General features: G+C 70.8%; 18 protein-coding genes and 1 pseudogene. 11 read left to right on the top strand and 8 right to left on the bottom strand.

Translation table 11 applies throughout. From position 1 onward, the window contains the following. From ACT3SQ_RS17490 to ACT3SQ_RS17475, 4 genes are all read right to left on the bottom strand, one after another. Positions 1 to 401: AAA family ATPase (locus tag ACT3SQ_RS17490; protein ID WP_444601494.1), on the bottom strand; the 401-nt coding region annotated here is incomplete at its 3' end. A 34-nt stretch (positions 402 to 435) separates the two neighbouring features. After that, positions 436 to 2007 carry a DHA2 family efflux MFS transporter permease subunit gene (locus ACT3SQ_RS17485; protein ID WP_444601493.1) on the bottom strand — a complete coding sequence of 524 codons (1572 nt, stop codon included), beginning with the start codon at positions 2005 to 2007 and terminating at the stop codon, positions 436 to 438. A gap of 333 nt (positions 2008 to 2340) precedes the next feature. Next, complete coding sequence (locus ACT3SQ_RS17480; RefSeq protein ID WP_441443792.1) at positions 2341 to 3069, bottom strand: response regulator; 729 nt, start codon at positions 3067 to 3069, stop codon at positions 2341 to 2343. After that, positions 3066 to 4427 (bottom strand): sensor histidine kinase, encoded by a 1362-nt coding sequence (locus ACT3SQ_RS17475; RefSeq protein WP_441443793.1) that lies wholly within the window; start codon positions 4425 to 4427, stop codon positions 3066 to 3068. The genes ACT3SQ_RS17480 and ACT3SQ_RS17475 overlap by 4 nt, the downstream gene beginning before the upstream one ends. 103 nt (positions 4428 to 4530) lie before the next feature. Here ACT3SQ_RS17475 and ACT3SQ_RS17470 point away from each other — a divergent pair, with 103 nt between their 5' ends. The 5 genes from ACT3SQ_RS17470 to ACT3SQ_RS17450 all read left to right on the top strand — a co-directional run bounded on the left by ACT3SQ_RS17470 (position 4531) and on the right by ACT3SQ_RS17450 (position 8875). Beyond that, entirely contained in the window at positions 4531 to 5277 is a 747-nt protein-coding gene (locus tag ACT3SQ_RS17470) for a GAP family protein (protein ID WP_444599576.1), read from the top strand. Between the two features lie 102 nt (positions 5278 to 5379). After that, positions 5380 to 5511 (top strand): hypothetical protein, encoded by a 132-nt coding sequence (locus ACT3SQ_RS17465; RefSeq protein ID WP_441443795.1) that lies wholly within the window; start codon positions 5380 to 5382, stop codon positions 5509 to 5511. Then, on the top strand, positions 5508 to 6569 hold the full coding sequence (locus ACT3SQ_RS17460; RefSeq protein ID WP_444502443.1) for a LacI family DNA-binding transcriptional regulator: 1062 nt from the start codon (positions 5508 to 5510) through the stop codon (positions 6567 to 6569). The genes ACT3SQ_RS17465 and ACT3SQ_RS17460 overlap by 4 nt, the downstream gene beginning before the upstream one ends. Before the next feature lie 5 nt (positions 6570 to 6574). After that, complete coding sequence (locus ACT3SQ_RS17455) at positions 6575 to 7855, top strand: alpha/beta fold hydrolase (protein ID WP_444502444.1); 1281 nt, start codon at positions 6575 to 6577, stop codon at positions 7853 to 7855. Between the two features lie 81 nt (positions 7856 to 7936). After that, positions 7937 to 8875: a hypothetical protein gene (locus tag ACT3SQ_RS17450; protein ID WP_442332711.1), complete on the top strand. Its 939-nt coding sequence runs from the start codon at positions 7937 to 7939 to the stop codon at positions 8873 to 8875. A gap of 437 nt (positions 8876 to 9312) precedes the next feature. Here the strand turns inward: ACT3SQ_RS17450 and ACT3SQ_RS17445 are convergent, their stop codons facing one another. Then, positions 9313 to 10263 carry a ribokinase gene (locus ACT3SQ_RS17445; protein WP_442332712.1) on the bottom strand — a complete coding sequence of 317 codons (951 nt, stop codon included), beginning with the start codon at positions 10261 to 10263 and terminating at the stop codon, positions 9313 to 9315. A gap of 202 nt (positions 10264 to 10465) precedes the next feature. Between ACT3SQ_RS17445 and ACT3SQ_RS17440 the strand changes: the two genes are divergently transcribed. After that, a complete protein-coding gene (locus tag ACT3SQ_RS17440; protein WP_444502445.1) occupies positions 10466 to 11851 on the top strand; it encodes an exo-beta-N-acetylmuramidase NamZ family protein in 1386 nt (461 codons plus the stop codon). 13 nt (positions 11852 to 11864) lie between these two features. Next, positions 11865 to 13628: a glycoside hydrolase family 3 protein gene (locus ACT3SQ_RS17435; protein ID WP_444502446.1), complete on the top strand. Its 1764-nt coding sequence runs from the start codon at positions 11865 to 11867 to the stop codon at positions 13626 to 13628. A gap of 11 nt (positions 13629 to 13639) precedes the next feature. Here ACT3SQ_RS17435 and ACT3SQ_RS17430 read toward each other — a convergent pair whose 3' ends face one another. Further along, positions 13640 to 14029, bottom strand: coding sequence for a tautomerase family protein (locus ACT3SQ_RS17430; RefSeq protein WP_441443802.1), 390 nt, complete (start codon positions 14027 to 14029; stop codon positions 13640 to 13642). Positions 14030 to 14071: 42 nt separating this feature from the next. Further along, positions 14072 to 15328 carry an MFS transporter gene (locus tag ACT3SQ_RS17425; protein WP_442332894.1) on the bottom strand — a complete coding sequence of 419 codons (1257 nt, stop codon included), beginning with the start codon at positions 15326 to 15328 and terminating at the stop codon, positions 14072 to 14074. 145 nt (positions 15329 to 15473) lie between these two features. On the opposite strand from ACT3SQ_RS17425, the gene ACT3SQ_RS17420 reads away from it, so the two are divergent. The 4 genes from ACT3SQ_RS17420 to ACT3SQ_RS17405 all read left to right on the top strand — a co-directional run bounded on the left by ACT3SQ_RS17420 (position 15474) and on the right by ACT3SQ_RS17405 (position 18213). Beyond that, the gene (locus tag ACT3SQ_RS17420) at positions 15474 to 16037 is read left to right on the top strand and encodes a helix-turn-helix domain-containing protein (protein ID WP_441443804.1); all 564 of its coding nucleotides are present in this window, start codon (positions 15474 to 15476) and stop codon (positions 16035 to 16037) included. A gap of 99 nt (positions 16038 to 16136) precedes the next feature. Continuing rightward, on the top strand, positions 16137 to 16544 hold the full coding sequence (locus ACT3SQ_RS17415) for a GNAT family N-acetyltransferase (protein ID WP_441443805.1): 408 nt from the start codon (positions 16137 to 16139) through the stop codon (positions 16542 to 16544). Between the two features lie 37 nt (positions 16545 to 16581). Next, a complete protein-coding gene (locus tag ACT3SQ_RS17410; protein ID WP_444502447.1) occupies positions 16582 to 17466 on the top strand; it encodes an aldo/keto reductase in 885 nt (294 codons plus the stop codon). A gap of 249 nt (positions 17467 to 17715) precedes the next feature. Continuing rightward, a complete protein-coding gene (locus tag ACT3SQ_RS17405) occupies positions 17716 to 18213 on the top strand; it encodes an FBP domain-containing protein (RefSeq protein WP_444502448.1) in 498 nt (165 codons plus the stop codon). Between the two features lie 11 nt (positions 18214 to 18224). Here ACT3SQ_RS17405 and ACT3SQ_RS17400 read toward each other — a convergent pair. Beyond that, positions 18225 to 18459, bottom strand: a pseudogene (locus ACT3SQ_RS17400) (nucleoside/nucleotide kinase family protein); the annotation flags it as partial.

The following is an 18459-nucleotide window of genomic DNA, read 5'->3' as shown; positions in this document are numbered from 1 at the left end:
ATCTCGCGCGGCAGGCGGAAGTCGTCGCTGTTACCCACGGCCCGTGCCTCGACCCGTGCGAGCGCCGTCTTCCGGGAGGCGACCACGTGCACGATCTCCGGGACGATGCCCGACGGGGCGAGCAGCGCCCGCCAGTCGTCCCGCATCTGCCGGGACCAGAACGACAGGTCCAGCACCACGTCCTGCCCCGCGCGCACGCACGCCAGCAGGCGCTGCTCGAGCACGGTGATGATCTCGGCGGCCACCGCCTCGGGCAGCGGCATCGTGCGGTGCCCGCGGGCCCAGGCCTCAGAGTCCACGGACAGCCGCACCATCCCGGCGGCCTCGAAACCGCGCGCGACGGTCGACTTCCCCGAGCCCGCCGGCCCGCACATGAAGATCACCCTGCTCATCGCGCTCATCGCGCCAGCTTAGGGAAGTCGCCGCGGCGTCCGCTCAGGCGGCGGGCTCGTCCTGGGCAGGGGTCGACTTCAGCGTGATGGCCAGCACGGTCGCGACCGTGGTGATCACGCCACCGAAGACGAATGCCCAGGAGATGCCGCTGGCCTGGGCGGCCTGCGCCGAGGCACCGGACTCTGCGGCGATGACCGCGCCGAGGGTCAGCAGGGCGATGAACACCGCGGTGCCGAGCGCCCCGGCGAGCTGCTGCAGGGTGTTGAGGATCGCCGAGCCGTGGCCGTACAGCGAGCGCGGCAGCGCCCCCAGCGACAGCGTCAGCAGCGGGGTCATCACCATCGCCATGCCGATGCCCAGCGGGATGTTCAGCGCGATGATCAGGCCCTGGGTGGCGTCCGCATCGAGCAGGAACACCTCCAGCCAGCTCACCACTGCCATCAGCGCCATACCCGGGACCACGATCGGTCGCGGACCGACCCGGTCGTACAGGGCGCCGATGAACGGGCCGAGCAGGCCTGAGGCCGCCGCACCGGGCAGCATCGTCAGGCCGATCTCGAGCGTGGTCATCTCGAGCGCGCCGGTCATGTACAGCGGCAGCGCCACGACGGTGCCGAGCATGGTCGCGAAACCGATCAGGATGACCAGCACCGAGACCGTGAAGGTGCGCACCTTCAGCGGGCGCAGGTCCAGCAGCGGCTCGTCACCACGGGAGAGCATCCGCAGCTGGCGGAGGGTGAACACCGTCAGGGCGAGCACGCCGATCCCGGCGACCAGCAGTGGGATCAGGCGGCTGGTGCCCGAGACGATCTGGCTGATCGAGGCCAGCGCGTAGATCACGCCGCCGAAGCCGATCGCGGAGAGGATCACCGAGATCGCATCGAGGCGCACCTTCTCCGGCTCGGTGTAGTTGCGCATGAAGAGCAGGCCGATGATCAGGGCGACCACGATGATCGGCAGCATCAGCAGGAACAGGTCATGCCAGGTGCCGTGCTCGAGGATGAACCCGGAGATGGAGGGGCCGAGGGCGGGTGCGGCGGAGATGACGACGCCCACCAGGCCCATCACCAGACCGCGGGACCGGATCGGCACCAGCGCGAGGATGGTGGTCATCAGCAGCGGCAGCACCATCGCGGTGCCGGCGGCCTGGATCACGCGAGCGCCCAGCAGTACCGGGAAGTTCTGGGAGAACATGGCGATCGCGGTGCCCACCAGGAACAGCAGCATCGCGGTGAGGAACACGTGCCGCACGGACAGGCGCTTCATGAGGAAGCCGGTGGTGGGGATGACCACGGCCATGGTGAGCATGAACCCTGTGGAGAGCCACTGCGCGGTGACCGCTGTGATCGACAGGTCGTCCATCAGCGTGGGCAGCGCGACGGACAGCAGGGTCTCGTTGAGGATCATCACGAAGGCGGAGACCACCAGCACGGCGATGATCGGGGCGACCTTGACGTCTTTCGGGGCGCGGCCGTCCACCACGGTGGTCGAGGGGTCGTCGGCGCCGTCGCGCGTGGCGAACTCGGCCTCGGCGGCGGAAGATCCCCCCGCGACGATTCCGGAGGACTGGACCGCGGGGAACTCTCCGGTGGGGGTGGGTGTGTACGTGGTCATGAGAGCAGGACGTGCTTTCTTCGTCGAGGAACCGAAGGGCCGGAACCCGCATGTCCGCACGCCCCCGGTCGGGGGAGCCCTGGGCGGGCTGGGGCGGGGCAGTCAGGTCACCGTTCGGTGCGGCCGACGGGCGTTGCCGACGACCTGGATAATTCTTTCAGGAGCGCACGTCTCCCCGTAGGGAATGTGCCGTACGCATCCCCCAACGCCGGTCCGCGCCACCGCATTCCCGGTGAGAGCATCCAGTTTTCATGACTTTCCTGGCGTCGGTTTCGCACGCCCAGATTCGCCCGCAGCCCCGCGCGCGGCCCTGCCCGCAGCCCCGCCCGCGGGTCAGCCGCGGTGCTGCCGCCACCACAGCGCCGCCTGCACCCGGGAGTCGAGCTGCAGCTTCATCAGGGCATGCGAGAGATGGGACTTCACCGTGGAGATCTCGACGAAGAGCCGCGAGGCGATCTGCTGGTTGGAGAGCCCCTGGGCGACCAGGGCGAGCACATCCTCCTCCCGACCGGTGAACACGGGCTCGGCGCTGGTCTCCGACCGCGGGCCCGACGCCGGACTCCCGCCGGCATCCATCGACGAGGGCGCCTGCTCCGATGCCGGAGCGGTCACCGACCTGTCCCGCAGCGCTCCGACCACAGCGCGGGTCGCCGCCGCGGAGAGCACCGCGTCCCCGCGGTGCACATCCCGCACCGCAGAGAGGATCCGCTGCGGATCCTCGGTCTTCACGAGATACCCGTCGGCCCCGGCCGCGAGCGCGCCGAGCACATAGTCATCCAGGTCGAAGCCGGAGATCACCAGCACGTTCGCACCGGTCTCGCGCAGGCGCGGGGTGATCTCGATGCCCGTCGCACCCGGCATTCGCACGTCGGTCAGCACCACATCCGGGCGGTGCTCCCGGGCGGCGGCCACGGCGGCGTCCCCGTCGGCCGCCTCGGCGACCACGGTGATGTCCGCAGCGGAGTCCAACAGCGCCACCAGGCCCGAGCGCACAGCGGGGTGGTCATCCGCGACCAGCACCCGGATCGGGGAACGGGCCGGCCGGGCAGCGGGAATGGTCATGAGCGGGACTCCTCGGGGACGGCACCGGGCGCGGTGTCGGAGGTGGTGCGGGGGGAGATCGTGGCCGAGTCGGAGGCATCCTCGCCGAGCGGCGCGGCAGCCTTCACCGGCAGCTCCGCGAGGACCCGCCAGACGCCGGAGTCCGCTCCCGCGCCGACCGCGCCGACCGCGCTGACCGGCCCGGACCTCGCGCTGCCACCCACAGCGGCGGCCCGGTGCGAGAGCGCGCCACGGCCCACGCCGGTGCCCGGCACCGACGCCTCCGATCGGCGGTTGCGCAGCTCGAGCACCACGGTCGCGGCCTCCACCCGGACGTCCAGCGTGATCGGGGCCTGCCCGTGGCGCACCGCATTGGTGACGGCCTCGGCGCCGATGCGCAGCAGCGCGGCCTGCACCGCGGGCTCGACCAGGGTGGGGTCGTCGACCGCGGGATCGATGCTGACCCGCGCCTCCGGATCGCGGCCGTACAGGCGGGCGGTGAGCGAGGGCCAGTCCAGGGTGACCTCGGGCAGAGCCCCGGACTCCGGGCCAGAGAGCATCCCGATCATCGAGCGCAGATCCCGCAGCGCGGCATGGGCGGAGTCCCGGGCGGTGTCCAGGGACCGGTCGCGGGCGGCGGGGTCCTCGAGGGAGGAGGCGAGGTTGGTGTGCAGGGAGACGGCGCTGAGGTGCCCGGCGATCACATCGTGCAGGTCGTGCGCGATGCTGCGCCGCTCGGTCTCCACCGCATGGGCGGCGCGGGTCGCGGCGAGCTCATGCTCGAGGCCCGCGAGCCGCTCGGCGGCCTGCCGGGCGCCGCGATGATGACGCACCTCCCAGCCCCACAGCAGCGGGGTGATCACCACGAGGACGGCGACCATCGCGAGGACGAACACCGCCTCGCCGGGGAGGCCGGAGAAGAGGACGGCCAGCATCCCGGCAGCCCCGAGCACGATCGCAGCCCAGGTGGTCCGTACCGCCAGGGGGCGGCTGCCGTGCATGACCGGATCGAACAGCGCCTCGAACAACAGGAAGTACGCGGAGATCTGCCCGCCCACCAGGATCTCCACGACACTCAGGGGCCCGGCGACGACGAGGGTGATCGCCGGCCGCTGGCGACGCCAGAGCAGGCTCGCACAGGCCACCAGCATCAGCGCGACCGACACCCCTGCTGGCCATTCCCGCCCCTGGAGCAGGAACCCGGAGTTCTCCGTGCCCGAGGCCGCCAGCAGCACGACGATCGCCGCATAGACCGCGACGACCAGCAGGTCCCGTGCCCCGATCGGGGGCTTCCCCTGGTCCTCGGAGGGCGCCGGCTCGAACAGCAGTGGGACCGCGCGTGCCGGCGAGCTGCTGCGCGGAGCGGGAGCATCGGTCATGGTGAGAGGCTACGTGGCCGCTCTCCGCACGTCGTGCTCGACCACCCCACTTCCTCCCAAGGGAGGAGGACTGCGCGGAGTCGCCGGCACCACCATGGAACCCATGGAATCACTGATGGATGTTGCGGGGCCGCTGGGCCTGCTGGTGCTCGCCCTGGTGGACTCGACCTCGATGGGCACGCTCGTGATCCCGGTGATCCTGCTGGTGGTGGGGGAGGGCGGGGCACGCCGCGTCGCCGGCCGCACACTGCTGTTCCTGGCGGTGATCGGGCTGTTCTACCTCCTGCTGGGCATCGCGCTGCTGGCCGGCCTGCTGCCGCTGATCGAGTCCTTCGGGCATCTGCTGGCCTCGCCACCGGTGATGGTGGTGCTCGCCGTGATCGGGGTGCTGCTGGTGGTCTACTCCTTCCGCATCGATCCCAAGGCGGTCGCGAAGCGCGGAGGCGACCCCGAGGCCTCCGCCCGGAAGTGGGCCCGGCGCGCGCGCCACGCCTCCGGTCGGCCCGCAGTGCTGATCGGCCTGGCGTTGACCGCCGGCCTCATCGAAGCGGCCTCGATGATCCCGTATCTCGCGGCGATGGGGATCATCGTCGAGAGCGGTGTGGGGCTGGCTGGCGGCATCCCCATCCTGGCGGTGTACTGCGCGGTGATGATCGTGCCGGGCGCGGTGCTGTGCGGGATCCGCGCCGTGCTCGGGGATCGGGCCGACTCCTTCCTGGACCGCGCCCACGAGTGGGCGGTGAAGAACGCGACCAGCGCCTTCTCGTGGGCGGTCGGCATCATCGGCGTGATCATCGCGCTGAACACGATCGGCCCGGCGCTCACCTGGCTCACCGGCGGCGGGGCCTGACCCGCGCCCTCCGGCTCCGAGCCGGGAGACCGGCCGGTAGACTCCCAGGATCTGCTCATGGTCGCGGGCCTGCCGCGCGATGCACCGCGAGGGAAGGATCCGATGACGCACTCCGTGTCCTCGCCCCAGGCTGTCGCGGGGGCTGAGTTCGAACGCTCCGCCCAGGGCGTTCGCAGCCGTCGCGAGTGCTTCGAGCTCGCGGAACCCGCCTCCGAGGAGGCGTCCCCGCGATGAACGGCGATCCCCGTGATCCCCTGCCCCGTGGTCCAGTTCCCCGCAGCACGGTGACTCTGGCCGATGTTGCCCGGGCTGCCGAGGTGTCGCTCGCGACCGCCTCCTTCGTGCTCTCGGGCCGTGGCGGCTCCCGGTCGGCCGGTTCGGCGGCCACGAAGGCCAAGGTGCGGGCAGCCGCGGCCTCGCTGGGCTATGTCCCGAATCGTCACGCCCAGGCCATGCGCACCGGCCGCAGCGGCGGCATCGTGCTCGCCCTCGGCACCCTGGACGATCCCTGGGGCGTGCAGCTGACCACCCAGGTGCGGGACGATGCGCTCGTGCACGACCTCTCCACCCTGGTCCTGGCCGATGAGCGCTGGTACGAGTACCTGCTCGGCGCCTCCGCCGATGCTGCCCTGCTGACCAGCATCGACTTCGTGGAGAACGGTCCCAACCTGGTCCGCCGCCTCGCCGCCGCGACGCACAGCGGGCTCGTCGCCTTCAGCGCGAAGATGGAGCCGGAGGACTTCGACGTGGTCTCCTCCACGCCGTCCTTCGCGATCCATCGGGCCTATGAGAGGCTCCGCGCACGCCACCGACGGGTCCAGATGCTCGCCCCCGACCTCGAACGGCGGGCCGGCGGCGCCCTCGCCCATTCCCGCACCGGAGCCTTCCTCGACGCGGTGCGCGAGCTCGGCGACGGACCCGCGGAGGCGCTCGTGCACGTCGTCCCCGAGGGCAGCCACGAGACCTACCTCGCCGCGATCGAATGGCTGCAGGGGCCGGACCGCCCGGAGGCGGTCATCTGCTTCACCGGCTACCAGGCGGTGGCGCTGCATCTCGCCGCCGAGCGCGTGGGAGTGAAAGTCCCGGAGGACCTCGAGTTCATCTCCATCGGCGACGTTCCTGCGAACACCGAGTTCTTCGGCCCCATCAGCTACTACGGCGTCGACGACGTCTTCGCGCGGCTGTCGAGCATCATCATCGACCGCGCGATCGACCGTGAGGACGTCCCCGGTCGGCTCGTCACCTTCGACTGGGAGTTCTTCCCCGGCACCACCACCCTCGACGACGAATGAGCGACATGACCACCTGGACCCTGCCCGGCCTGCAGCTGCGAGACCTGACCCTGAGCGTCCCGCTGGATCATGCCGATCCCGCCGGCGCACAGATCGAGGTGTTCGCCCGGGTGATCGCCGAGGAGGGCGGGGAGGACCGCCCCTACCTCGTCTACCTGCAGGGTGGCCCCGGCTCCGAGGCGCCCCGCCCGCTCTCACCCGGCTCCACCCCCTGGCTGCCCCGCGCCCTGCGCGAGCACCGGGTGGTGATGCTCGACCAGCGCGGCACCGGCCGCTCGACCCCCGTCGGCCCCGACACCGCGCTGCCCGAGGGAGCGATCCCCGGCGCCGCGACCCTGCGCGAGGCGACCGCCGCGCAGCAGGCGGAGTACCTCACCCACTTCCGGGCCGACGCGATCGTGGCCGATGCGGAGGCGCTGCGCGAGCACCTCGGGGTCCCGACGTGGTCGCTGCTGGGGCAGTCCTTCGGCGGATTCACCGCCCTGCGCTACCTCAGCGCCGCCGCGGGCAGCGTCGAGAAGGCCCTGTTCACCGGGGGACTGCCGACGGTGGGCCCCGATATGGATGCCGTCTACGCGACCACCTGGCAGGGCATGATCGGGCGCAGCGAGCGCTACTGGTCCCGCTTCCCGGGGGATCGCGACCGCTTCCGCCGCCTCGCCGACGCTGCTGATGCCGGGCGGCTCAGTCTCCCGGACGGCCAGCGGGTGGGAGTGGAGCGGCTGCGCCGCCTGGGCCACCTGCTCGGCGCCTCCCAGGGGGCGGAGCGACTGCACTACCTGCTGGACCTCGACCCCGCCTCCCCGGCCTTCGCCCATGACCTTGCCGCCGCACTGCCCTTCGGCGGCCGGAACCCCCTGTATGCGGTGATCCATGAGAGCTGCTGGGCCGACGGCACCGCCACCCGCTGGGCGGCGGACCGGACGATGCCGAACGAGGTGCGCGATGACCCGACCCTGCTGGGCGGAGAGCACATCCACCGGGATCTCTTCACCGAGGATCCGGAGCTCGCATTCTGGGCCGAGGCTGCGGAGATGCTGGCAGAGCACGACTGGCCGCAGCTCTACGACGCAGACGCACTGCGTCGCTGCACCGTCCCCGCCGCCGCCGCGGTCTATTACGACGACGCCTACGTCCCGCGCGAGTATTCGATGGCCACGGCCGCGCTGCTGCCCGGCCTGCGACCGTGGGTCACCAGCGAGTACGAGCACAACGGTCTGCGGGCCGGCGGCGAGGCGGTGCTCGACCACCTGCTCGACCTCGCCACGGGGCGCCGCGCCGCCTGAGCGCTGGCGTCGGGCGGCGAGCCTGCTGCAGGGTGCAGGACCACGCAGCGGCGGCGCAGCGCGTCCGGATACGATCCGGTCATGAGCGAGAGTCCTGCGGATCCCGGACCGGAGCAGACACCCAGAGCAATGCGCGCACCTCTGCGGCCATTGGTACTGGCTCGGCCGCTGAACGCACAGTGGCGATGGTGGGCCGTGGGCCTAGCACTCGCGCTGTACTTCGTGCGCTGGGGACCCTCGACGGTGCGTGCTGTCGCCTATCTGATCGAACCCACGGAACGTGCGGCCCCCACGGTGGGCTCCTCAATGCAGACAATCGTTGGATCAATGGCGTTAGCTGGTGCCGGCCTGATCGTGCTTTCTGTCGTTGCTGCTGCGACAGACACTCCCCGCGAACGCATCGGACTGGGCAGACGGCCCACGTATAGGAAGCGCACTGCGGTGCTCGTTTTCCTCACCGCATGGATGCTGGTCAACCTCACCCAGTGCTTTGGCGCCTTTGTGGTCAGCCTGTTTCCGTGGATGGCGGGACCGAGCATTGAGGAGCACCCGGTCTCCGACACATTTGCCGGTGCTGTCTTCGACACGATCGCCAGCGGCGTCGGTGGGGCGGTCGAGGAGGTGATCGTCCTTGCACTTCTTATCGTCGCTCTGCGCGCCGCACGCGCCCCATGGCCCGTGGTGTGCGTGGTCGCGGTCGTGCTCCGCGTCGTCTTCCACATCTACTACGGGCTCGGTACGTCCATCGGTATGATTATTTGGGCGGCAGGACTCGTCGGGCTGTACTACCTGTTCGGCCAGTTCATCCCGATCCTCCTCGCCCACCTGGCCTTCAACATGCAGCTCACAGCCGTCGCGTCGATCAACGAGTTGGAGGGCGGGCGGGGGGCGGCACTGGCGAATGCTGGCAGCGGCCTCCTCGACGTGGTGGTGATGGTTCTGGGCCTGCTCTGTGCCGCATTCATCTTCGTCCAGCTCGGGCGCAGTGACGGTATGGAGCTGGAGCGCGCGGCGGGGTGAGATCGCCTCCGCACGAGGCGCATCGGGTGTCGTGCACACACCGAAAATCTGTTACTTGCCTGCCGAGCGCATTGCCCGCATCACCATTGCGCTGATGGAAGGGCTGTAGCCCCAGTGGCTGCTCGATCCCGGGTTCGATATGGCCACGCACGCGCCCACGTCGAGGAGCTTAAGTGGCGCCGGGGCACCGGATACCGCTGAGGGCGCGCGCCTTCAGGTGGCGACCGCGAGCCGGAAGCACTTGTTCCCGCTTGCGTCCCTAGCGGCGGTCGAGGAGCGGGTCGCGACCCGGTACGGGGTGCAGTACGAGTCGTGGCATAGGTAGGAGCCGCCACGCAGCACCTGGCACGACTCCGGTGAGCGACCACGCCTGTCCGGTCGTCCGTTGGTCGCTGCACCACTCCCAGTTCCCGGCCCCTAATAGAAGCCGGTCCTGCTCATGTCCTCGTCCCTTCGGCCAGCAGCTCGCGGACCTCCTCGAGCCCCGGGATGCTGGGGGAAGCTCCGCGCCGGGTCACCGCGAGCGCTCCGGCCGCCCCGGCCCGCTCGATGGCCGCGACCAGCCCGTGCCCGGCCGCGAGCCCTGCTGCGAGATAGCCCGCGAAGGCATCCCCGGCCGCGGTGGTGTCCACCACCGTGACCGGGTGGGGTGCGAGGTCGTGCCGCTCTCCCGGCGTGACCAGCACGCTGCCCGCGCCCGCCAACGTGATCAGTGCGGCGCCCACGCCGCGGTCCAGGAACCACTGCCCGGCGCGCACCGCATCCTCCCGGCTCTCCACCGCGATCCCGGTGAGCAGCGTCGCCTCAGTCTCGTTCGGGGTGACCACATCGATCAGCGGCCAGATCTGCTCGTCCAGCTCGCGCGCCGGGGCGGGATCCAGCACCACGGTGAACCCGCGGGACCGTGCACCTCGGATCGCGTGCATGGTCGCGGCCGCGGGGATCTCCAGCTGGGTGAGCAGCACTCCGCCGGCGGGTGCGGCCTCCTCGAGCGCCGCATCGATCTGGGCCGAGCCCAGCGCATCGTTCGCGAGCGGCACCATCACGATGTCGTTCTCGCCGGCGCCATCCACCCGGATGTGCGCGATACCCGTCTGTCCCGGCACCTCGCGCATGTGCGCGAGGTACACCCCCGCGGCGGCCAGGCCCTCCCGCACCACCGGCGCGAACATGTCCTCGCCCACGCAGCCTACGAAGCGGGTCGCGGCCCCGGCGCGGGCGGCGGCCACGGCCTGGTTCGCGCCCTTCCCGCCCATCACCAGCGAGAACGAGTCGCCGAGCAGGGTTTCGCCGGGCCCCGGCAGTCGCGTGGAGAAGGTGGTCAGATCCACCGTGGCTGAGCCGATCACGAGCACCTGGCCACTCTGCTGACTGCTGCTGTCGGGCATCAGGTCTCCTTCGTCGCCTCCCACGGCGTCCACCGCCGCTCCGACCTCACGGTAGCCGGAACGCCACGCGGTCCCACATGGGGTGATGATGCAACCGGTGGTGACCCAGCACACAGGGTTGCTAGCGTGCATGCTCGTGCGCCCTTCTGCGGACCGCAGCTCCCGCGCGCGCACGATCCGACAACGATGACGGAGGTCCCTCGTGAACCAGGCAGCACCCAGAGAGCCAGCATCCGGACAGCCAGCACCGGCGGCCGACGACACGGCGCGACCCGCACGACGCCGTGTCCTCGCCACCTTCGGAGCGCTCCCCGCTGGGGCGGTCCTGGCCGCCGCCGGCACCGCCCACGCCGCCCCCGCCGAGCGAGGCAAGGGCAAGGGCAAAGGGAGAGGCGAGGGAAAGGGCGACTTCCGGCTCGGCATCGAGAACCTGCTGGATCCCGAGACGCTCGAGACCCTGCGCGGAGCGCGCGTCGGCCTGATCACCAATCCCACCGGCACCGACCGCGAGCTGCGCTCCACGATCGACCTGCTGGTCGCAGCGCAGGAAGGCGGCGGCTTCACGATGGCCGCGCTGTTCGGCCCCGAGCACGGGGTGCGCGGAGCGGAGCCGGCCGGCGGCTCCGTCGGCGACTACATCGATGAGAAGACCGGACTTCCCGTGCGCTCGCTGTACGGCGCGACGCAGAAGCCCACTCCGGAGATGCTCGCCGACGTCGACGTGCTGATCTTCGACATCCAGGACATCGGCACTCGCTTCTACACCTACATCTGGACCCTCTACTACGCCATGGAAGCCGCGGGCGAGAACGACAAGCGGTTCCTCGTGCTGGACCGCCCGAACCCGCTGGGCACCGACATCGAGGGCTTCGTGCTCGAGCCGGAGCTGTCGAGCTTCGTGGGGCTGCGCGAGATCCCGCAGACCCACGGCCTCACCGTGGGCGAGCTCGCCATGCTGTTCAACGGCGAGTTCCTCAGCGGTGCCACCAGCCTCGAGGTGATCGAGATGAGCGGCTACGACCCGGAGGATCCCGCCGCCGCGGATCTGCCCTGGGTGCTGCCCTCCCCGAACATCCCCACCCCGGACACCGCCGTGGTCTACGCCGGCACGGGCCTCATCGAATCGCTGAACATCTCCGAGGGCCGCGGCACCACCACCCCGTTCCTCTGGTTCGGCGCCCCGTTCATCGGGGAGGCGCAGATCGACGCCATCATCACCGACCTGCAGAGCGCGGAGCTCCCGGGCGTGCTGTACCGGCCGATGTTCACCACGCCCGCCTCCTCCAAGCACGCCGGCGAGTTCTGCGGTGGTCTGCAGCTGCACGTCACCGACGCCTCGGCGTACGAGCCGGTGCGCACCGGCATCCATGTGCTCGCCGCCCTGCTGCGCAATGTCGACGAGGTCGACTGGCGCGAGGGAGAGGACTGCCGCACCGAGGAGGACGTCTGCTGGATCGACAAGCTCTCCGGCACCAAGCGCACCCGCGCGATGCTCGAGGCTGGGGACAGCCCGGAATCGATCGTCGCCGCCTGGCGCCGCGAATCCCGCCGCTTCGACGCCACCACCCAGCGCTACCGTCGCTACTGAGCAGGAGCAGACCATGACCTCTCCCCATTCCCCTCTCAGCCGCCGCGCCTTCACCGCGGCCGCCCTTACCGGGGCAGGCGCCGCCGTCGCGCTGCCCGCCACCGCCCACGCCTCACCTGGGGGCGGCCGCGACGCCGCCCAGATCGACGAGCTCCTCGCCGACATGACCCTCGAGCAGAAGATCGGCCAGCTGTTCGTGGCCGTCGGCTATGGACCTACCGCCGATGCGCCGCATCCCTCCAATACGAGCTCCACGGGCGTGGACACCATCGCGGAGATCGTCCGCACCCACCACGTGGGCGGGCTGATCTACTTCGTCTGGAGCGAGAACCTCCAGGACATCGAACAGATCGCGACCCTCTCGAACGACGCCCAGGACGCCGCCCTCGACTCCGGCGGGATCCCGCTGATCATCAGCGCTGATGAGGAGCGCGGGGTGGTCTACCGACTGCCCGCCCCCGCGACACCGCTGCCCGGGCAGATGGCGCTCGGCGCCACCGGCTCCCGCGCCCACGCCCGCAAGGCCGGGGACATCGTCGGTGCGGAGATGCGTGCCGCGGGCCTCCACCAGGCCTTCTCCCCGGTGGTCGACGTCAACATCGAGGCACAGAACCCGGTGATCGGCGTCCGCTCCCTCGGCGCGGACCCCAGCGCGGTCGCCCGTCTCGCCGCCGCCCAGATCAAGGGCCTCCAGGGGGCGAACTGCTCCGCCGCGGCGAAGCACTTTCCCGGCCATGGCGACACCGCCACGGACTCCCATCTGGGACTGCCGGTCATCGACCACACCCGCGAGGAGCTCGACACCCTCGACCTGCCGCCCTTCGTCGCCGCGATCGCGGAGGGCGTGGACACCATCATGACCGCGCACATCGTGGTCCCGGTGCTGGATGACTCCGGGGTCCCGGCGACCCTCTCGCATCCGATCCTCACCGGTCTGCTGCGGGAGGAGCTCGGCTTCGAGGGGGTGATCGTCACCGACTCGCTCGCGATGGAGGGCGTGCGCACGATGTTCGGCGATGATCGGGTCCCGGTCGAGGCGATCCTCGCCGGCGCCGACCAGATGCTCATGCCGCCGGATCTCGTGGTCGCCATCGGCGGCGTGCGTGACGCGGTCGCGAACGGGGAGATCACCGAGGAGCGGCTGGATGAGTCGGTGCGGCGCATCCTGGCTCAGAAGCTGCGCCGCGGGCTCTTCGATCAGGTGCACGTGGACCCCGCGACCGCGGCCGACGCGATCGGGACCCCGCGCTCGGTGCGCACCGCCCAGAAGATCGCCGACGACGCCATCACGCTGATCACCGATGACGCCGGCGCGGTCCCGCTCGCCCGGGGTACGTCGGTGCTGGTCACCGGTGTGGGCGCCGCCGCGAAGATCGAGGTGGCCGCCCAGGCGCTCGAGGCGCACGGGCTGTCGGCGACCCCGCTGGCCGGTGCGACCCCGGAGCGGGCCGCCACCGCGGCGGCAGATGTCGATGTGGCGCTGGTGTTCACCTCGTCCTCCGGGTTCCGGACCCCCGCCTCCCAGGTGGCGATGGTGAGGGCGCTCGCCGAGACCGGCACGCCCGTCATCCACGTCTTGCTGCGCAACCCCTACGACGTGGTCCACGTCGGCGCAGTCGCCAGCTCGCTCGCCGCCTACGGGAACTCCGACTGCAACCTCGAGGCCGTCGCCGGAGCGCTCGCCGGGGATGTCAGCCTGCGCGGAACGCTCCCGGTCCCGATCCCCACGGCCGACGGCACGGGGGAGGCCTACCCGGTCGGGCACGGGCTGCGCTGAATCCAGGGTTCTCAGACCTCGACGCGGTATTCCAGTGCGAGGTCCGCAGCGTTGACCCCGCGGATGCCCCAGTTGACCTTCGGAGTCTCGGTCAGCGTGATCTCGACGCTGTGGGGATCGATGCCCACCGCCTCTTCCAAGTGGGAGAACAGCTCCTGGATCAGCACGCGTTTTGCGGCCTCGGAGCGACCTTCGAACAGCGAGATCTCGAGAATGGTGTAGTCCTCGCCGCGGTCCTCGGGGTAGACGAAGTCTGCGGGGTCGAGGGCGATGAAGCGGTGGAACCGCTTCTCGGCCGGGTAGTCGAGCGCCTGCATGACGGCGCCGTGGACCGCGTCGGAGATCGCTGCGCGTCGGCCGTCGAGAGAGGAGCGCAGGCCGTAGATGAGGACTTGTGCCATGGCTTCACTGTAGAAGGCGATCCTGGAGGTGGCTCGCCGTGCTCAGCGAAGCGCGGGCGGGGAATCTGCCGCGTCGTGTGCCCGGCTTTCAGCTGCCTCCCGAGCGAGGCGCCGCCGGCGGGCCCTCACCCAGCCCGTGGTGAACACCAGCCCGGCCACCACCATCACCGCCGTCATCAGCGCCATCACCACGGTGAAGGTCACCTGCAGGGTGACCAGCGAGAGCAGCGCGCTGGAGGTGATGATGCCCAGCGCATTCGCGGTGCGCAGCTGCGCGAACACCTCTGCGCGATGCTCGGGCGCGACCAGCTGGTCCAGCACCAGGGAGTAGTAGGTCGCCAGCGGAGCGAGCACCGCGCCGACCAGCAGTGCGCCGATCACCGTGGCGGCCACCGAGTTCCCGAAGCCGACGGCGGCCACGCCGAGCGCGGTGACCGCGAGCCAGGCGAGCACGGTGCGGCGCCGCGGCATCCGGTTGTGCACGCTCACCCAGATCCCGCCGACGATCGAGGACGCGCAGATCGCAACCGGGAACAGCACGCCCCAGGCCGCAGGCAGGCCGAAGGAGACCGCCATCGAGACCGCACCGATCTCGATCGCGGCGATTGCGGCGGCACTCGCCCCGCCGCACACCAGCCACAGCACGATCATCGGGGACAGGCGCAGCCGGGTCCTCCGGTGCTCGGGACCGGGTGCCGTGGCAGTGGCGATCCGCGGCAGCAGCACCATCGGCCCCATCCCCAGCACCACCATCGCCCAGGCCGCAGCCTGGGGTGAATAGCTGCCCAGCACTGCGGCGAGCACCGGGGAGGCCACGAAGGTGACCTCGTTGAGCGTGGCCGCGACGCCGAGCGCGCGCGGAAGCCGCCCCGCGGGCACCAGGTGGTTCAGCACCGCACGCAGATTCCCATAGGCGGCGCCGTTGACCAGGCCCGCGAGCGCCGCCCCTGCCACCACCAGCGCGAAGGGGGCATGGAGCCCCGCGAGCACCGCGATCCCGATCAGTGCGAGGGTGCGCAGCCCGATCAGCACCCGCAGGAAGGGGATCGGGGAGAAGCGTCGGCCCAGGCGCGTGATCGGCACCGCGCCGAGCACCTGCGCGATCGTCATCGCGAGCATCATCGCCGCACCGCTCGCGGCATCACCGGTCAGCGGCAGCGCGATCAACGAGAACGCGATCGGCGCCGCCGCCTGCGGCACCGCGAAGGATCCATAGGAGACGAACCAGCGCAGCAGCGCTCCGTCCGGCCGACGCACCGGGGTGCGCTGCACGGGGGCGACGGCAGTGCGTCCAGCCATGGGGGACCTCCTTCGAGGCGTCGATACGCAGGGGAGCAGGGGAGATGACCCCTCTGCGCAACATAATGCGCAACACCCCTGATGTGCAATATAGTTCCCGTCACCCTCGCTAGGATCGGACCTCCAGCACCATGAGGAGGACCGGATGAGCGGTGGGATGCGCCCTGCAGTCGTCGCGCAGCTCGGCGACCGGATCCGTGCCGCACGCCAGCAGCAGGACCTCAGTGTCGGCGCCCTCGCCGAGCTCAGCGAGGTCAGCCGCCGCATGCTCACCCAGATCGAGCTCGGCCAGGCGAACCCCTCGGTCGCGACCCTGGACCGCATCGCCGCCGGGCTCGGCACCACCTTCGCCGCCCTGATGGGAGTGGGGGCGGACGATGCCCCGGAGGGGGTCGAGGTCTGGTCCACCGACACGGGCAGCTGGGCGGTGCTGCTGGACGCCGTGGACACCGAGGCGCTCTCGGTCGAGACCTGGAAATGGAAGCTGCTGGGGGAGGACATCTACGAGGGCGGCGCAGGCATCCCGCTCCCCGGCCTGATGCACCATGTCATCGAGGGAGCGCTCGAGATCGACACCGGAGACGACGTCCAGGTCGTCGAGGCCGGCGGCTCCGGCCGGATCGCCACCGGCGGCGCCTACCGCTACCGGGCCCACGAGGGTCAGGCGGCGGTCTTCTTCAGCATCGCCCTGCTCGCACGCCGTCAGTAGGGTGGAGCGCACGCCGCAAGCTCTCGAGCTGGCTCGGGTGGGTCAGGGATTCTGCAGAACCCCTGACGGGGCGGGGTCGCACCCTGCACACTGAGTGCCATGGAACCCACAGATCCGCTCCGCTGCGCCTGGCGCGAGGCGATCGATGACCAGGAGCTCTCAGCGCTGCATTCCGCAGCCTTCGACCTCGAGGGCGGAGTCCAGCCGTGGAGCGAGCGGCTCGAGCGCTACTCGCTGGGCTGGATCACGGCACGGCGCGGCGAGACCCTGATCGGCTTCTGCAATGTGATCACCGACGGGGGCCGTCATGCCTTCCTGCTCGACGTGGTGGTCCACCCCGACCACCAGGGCACCGGGATCGGGCGCTCCCTGGTCCTGCACGCGATCGAGGAATGCCGCTCCACCCCGGTGCAGTGGCTGCACGTCGACTTCGAGGCCGACCTCGGCGACTTCTACATGGCCGACGGGCTCTTCCGGCGCACGACGGCCGGGATCCTGAAGCTCTGAACGCGGCGCCGCGTGGATCTGGGACTACGCTTACCGCATGACCACCCCCACCCGCCGCCTCGGCTCCTTGACCGTCTCCGCCCTGGGCCTCGGTGCCATGCCGCTGTCAATGGGCCGCGGTGAGCCCGCCCCACACGACCGTGCCATGGCCACCCTCCACGCCGCCCTCGACGCCGGCGTGACCCTGCTCGACACCGCTGACATCTACGCCCCCACCTGGGACACCATGGGGCACAACGAGAAGCTCGTCGGCGAGGCGCTGCGCAGCTGGCAGGGCGATCGCTCGAACATCGTCGTCGCCACCAAGGGCGGCATCACCCGCTCCGCGGAGGGTGGGGGTCGCGACGGCTCTGCCGCCTATCTCCGCTCGGCGCTCGAGAAGTCGCTGGCGAAGCTCGGCACGGACACGATCGACCTGTACTACTGGCACCGCCCCGACCGCAGCATCCGCTACGCGGACGGCGTCGAGGTGCTCGCCGCCTTCCAGCAGGAGGGTCTGATCCGGGAGATCGGCATCTCCAATGCGAACGTCGAGGAGATCGACGTGGCCCGCGACGTGCTCGGCGAGGGAGGGCTCGCCGCGGTGCAGAACGAGTTCTCGCCGACGTTCTTCCACACCAGCCGGAACGAGCTGCGCCACTGCGGCGAGCACGGCATCGCCTTCGTCCCCTGGTCGCCGCTGGGCGGCACCGGCGGCGGCGCCGGCGCGGTGGGCGAGCGGTTCCCGCAGATCCAGGGCATCGCCGAGGCGCACGGGGCCAGCCCGCAGCAGGTCGTCCTCGCCTGGGAGCTGTCCCTCGGCGAGCACGTGATCCTGATCCCGGGAGCCAGCCGCCCGGAGTCGATCACCGACTCCGCACGCGCCATGAACCTCGAGCTCAGCACCGAGGAGCTCGAGCAGCTCAACCAGATCATCGCCTGAGCTGAGCGTGCTCGGTGGCTGAGCGCTGCGCCTCTGTTCCGTTGCCACACCTGGAGCAGAGGCGTACCGTGGCCGCGTCCAGGACAGGAAGAGAGACGGCATGCGCACCACGCCTGCAGGAAGCGGGGCGGCCCACGAGGCCTGCTCGGCGTGAGCCGGCGTGCTCGCACGCCAGTCACCGCTGACCGTCATCTCCCGCGCCGGGACCCCGCTACCGGGGTGATCCCGTGCGCTCTTCGTGAGGACCCCATGCTCCCTCTGATCGCTTCCCAGATCCGCTCCAGCTTCGTCAACGCCACCAAAGGCGACGCTACTCGGGCCGAGCTGCCCGACCTCTCCACCGTGCGCTGGGAGGCCGTCGACTACCTCGGCTGGCAGGACGCCCGCAAACCGCAGCTGCACTATGTCGTGCTCGAGGTGGAGGCCGAGCCCGTCGGCCTGCTGCTGCGCGGCACCGGCCGCCCGCCGAGCCGCAAGATGCTCTGCGCCTGGTGCGAGGACGTCGTCGACGGCGTTCACGCGGCCTCGTTCGTGGCGCCCCTGGCAGGAGCCTCCGGCCGTCGCGGCAACACCATCGGTACCGCGATCTGCGCCGACTTCCGTTGCTCCCGCAATGTGCGCCGCGCCCCGGCGGCGTTCGAGCTGCGCACCGAGGACCCGGCAGTGCTCGCCTTCCATCGCGAGCAGCGCATCGCGGGCCTGCAGGAGCGCAGCGCAGGCTTCGCCCGCGCGGTCATGCGCGGCTGACCGCCCGCGCATCAGTCCAGGCGCACCACGACGTCCGCCCGGTCGCGGGTTGCCGCGATCAGGCGGGCGTTGTCCTCGTCGGGCCCGAGCGCCCACTCCCGGGCCGCTGCGACTGATTTCCCGAAGCGCTCATGCCGGGCGATCAGCCACTGGTGCCGCAGCTCCTCGGGCGCCTCGACGAACCACCGTGCATCCAGCATCCCGCGCACCTGCGCGAATGCTCCGAGCTCGGTCAGCAGGTAATTC

The organism is Brachybacterium sp. AOP42-C2-15 (assembly GCF_052377065.1).
Lineage (GTDB): Bacteria > Actinomycetota > Actinomycetes > Actinomycetales > Dermabacteraceae > Brachybacterium.
The sequence above is the reverse complement of the archived record's forward strand: the minus strand, read 5'-3'. Positions and strand labels throughout refer to the sequence as shown.

Coding starts and splice junctions, on each gene's coding strand:
- ACT3SQ_RS17485 (WP_444601493.1), bottom strand. CDS start 2,007: ATGACCACGTACACACCCACCCCCACCGGAGAGTTCCCCGCGGTCCAG.
- ACT3SQ_RS17480 (WP_441443792.1), bottom strand. CDS start 3,069: ATGACCATTCCCGCTGCCCGGCCGGCCCGTTCCCCGATCCGGGTGCTG.
- ACT3SQ_RS17475 (WP_441443793.1), bottom strand. CDS start 4,427: ATGACCGATGCTCCCGCTCCGCGCAGCAGCTCGCCGGCACGCGCGGTC.
- ACT3SQ_RS17470 (WP_444599576.1), top strand. CDS start 4,531: ATGGAATCACTGATGGATGTTGCGGGGCCGCTGGGCCTGCTGGTGCTC.
- ACT3SQ_RS17465 (WP_441443795.1), top strand. CDS start 5,380: ATGACGCACTCCGTGTCCTCGCCCCAGGCTGTCGCGGGGGCTGAGTTC.
- ACT3SQ_RS17460 (WP_444502443.1), top strand. CDS start 5,508: ATGAACGGCGATCCCCGTGATCCCCTGCCCCGTGGTCCAGTTCCCCGC.
- ACT3SQ_RS17455 (WP_444502444.1), top strand. CDS start 6,575: ATGACCACCTGGACCCTGCCCGGCCTGCAGCTGCGAGACCTGACCCTG.
- ACT3SQ_RS17450 (WP_442332711.1), top strand. CDS start 7,937: ATGAGCGAGAGTCCTGCGGATCCCGGACCGGAGCAGACACCCAGAGCA.
- ACT3SQ_RS17445 (WP_442332712.1), bottom strand. CDS start 10,263: ATGCCCGACAGCAGCAGTCAGCAGAGTGGCCAGGTGCTCGTGATCGGC.
- ACT3SQ_RS17435 (WP_444502446.1), top strand. CDS start 11,865: ATGACCTCTCCCCATTCCCCTCTCAGCCGCCGCGCCTTCACCGCGGCC.
- ACT3SQ_RS17430 (WP_441443802.1), bottom strand. CDS start 14,029: ATGGCACAAGTCCTCATCTACGGCCTGCGCTCCTCTCTCGACGGCCGA.
- ACT3SQ_RS17425 (WP_442332894.1), bottom strand. CDS start 15,328: ATGGCTGGACGCACTGCCGTCGCCCCCGTGCAGCGCACCCCGGTGCGT.
- ACT3SQ_RS17420 (WP_441443804.1), top strand. CDS start 15,474: ATGAGCGGTGGGATGCGCCCTGCAGTCGTCGCGCAGCTCGGCGACCGG.
- ACT3SQ_RS17415 (WP_441443805.1), top strand. CDS start 16,137: ATGGAACCCACAGATCCGCTCCGCTGCGCCTGGCGCGAGGCGATCGAT.
- ACT3SQ_RS17410 (WP_444502447.1), top strand. CDS start 16,582: ATGACCACCCCCACCCGCCGCCTCGGCTCCTTGACCGTCTCCGCCCTG.
- ACT3SQ_RS17405 (WP_444502448.1), top strand. CDS start 17,716: ATGCTCCCTCTGATCGCTTCCCAGATCCGCTCCAGCTTCGTCAACGCC.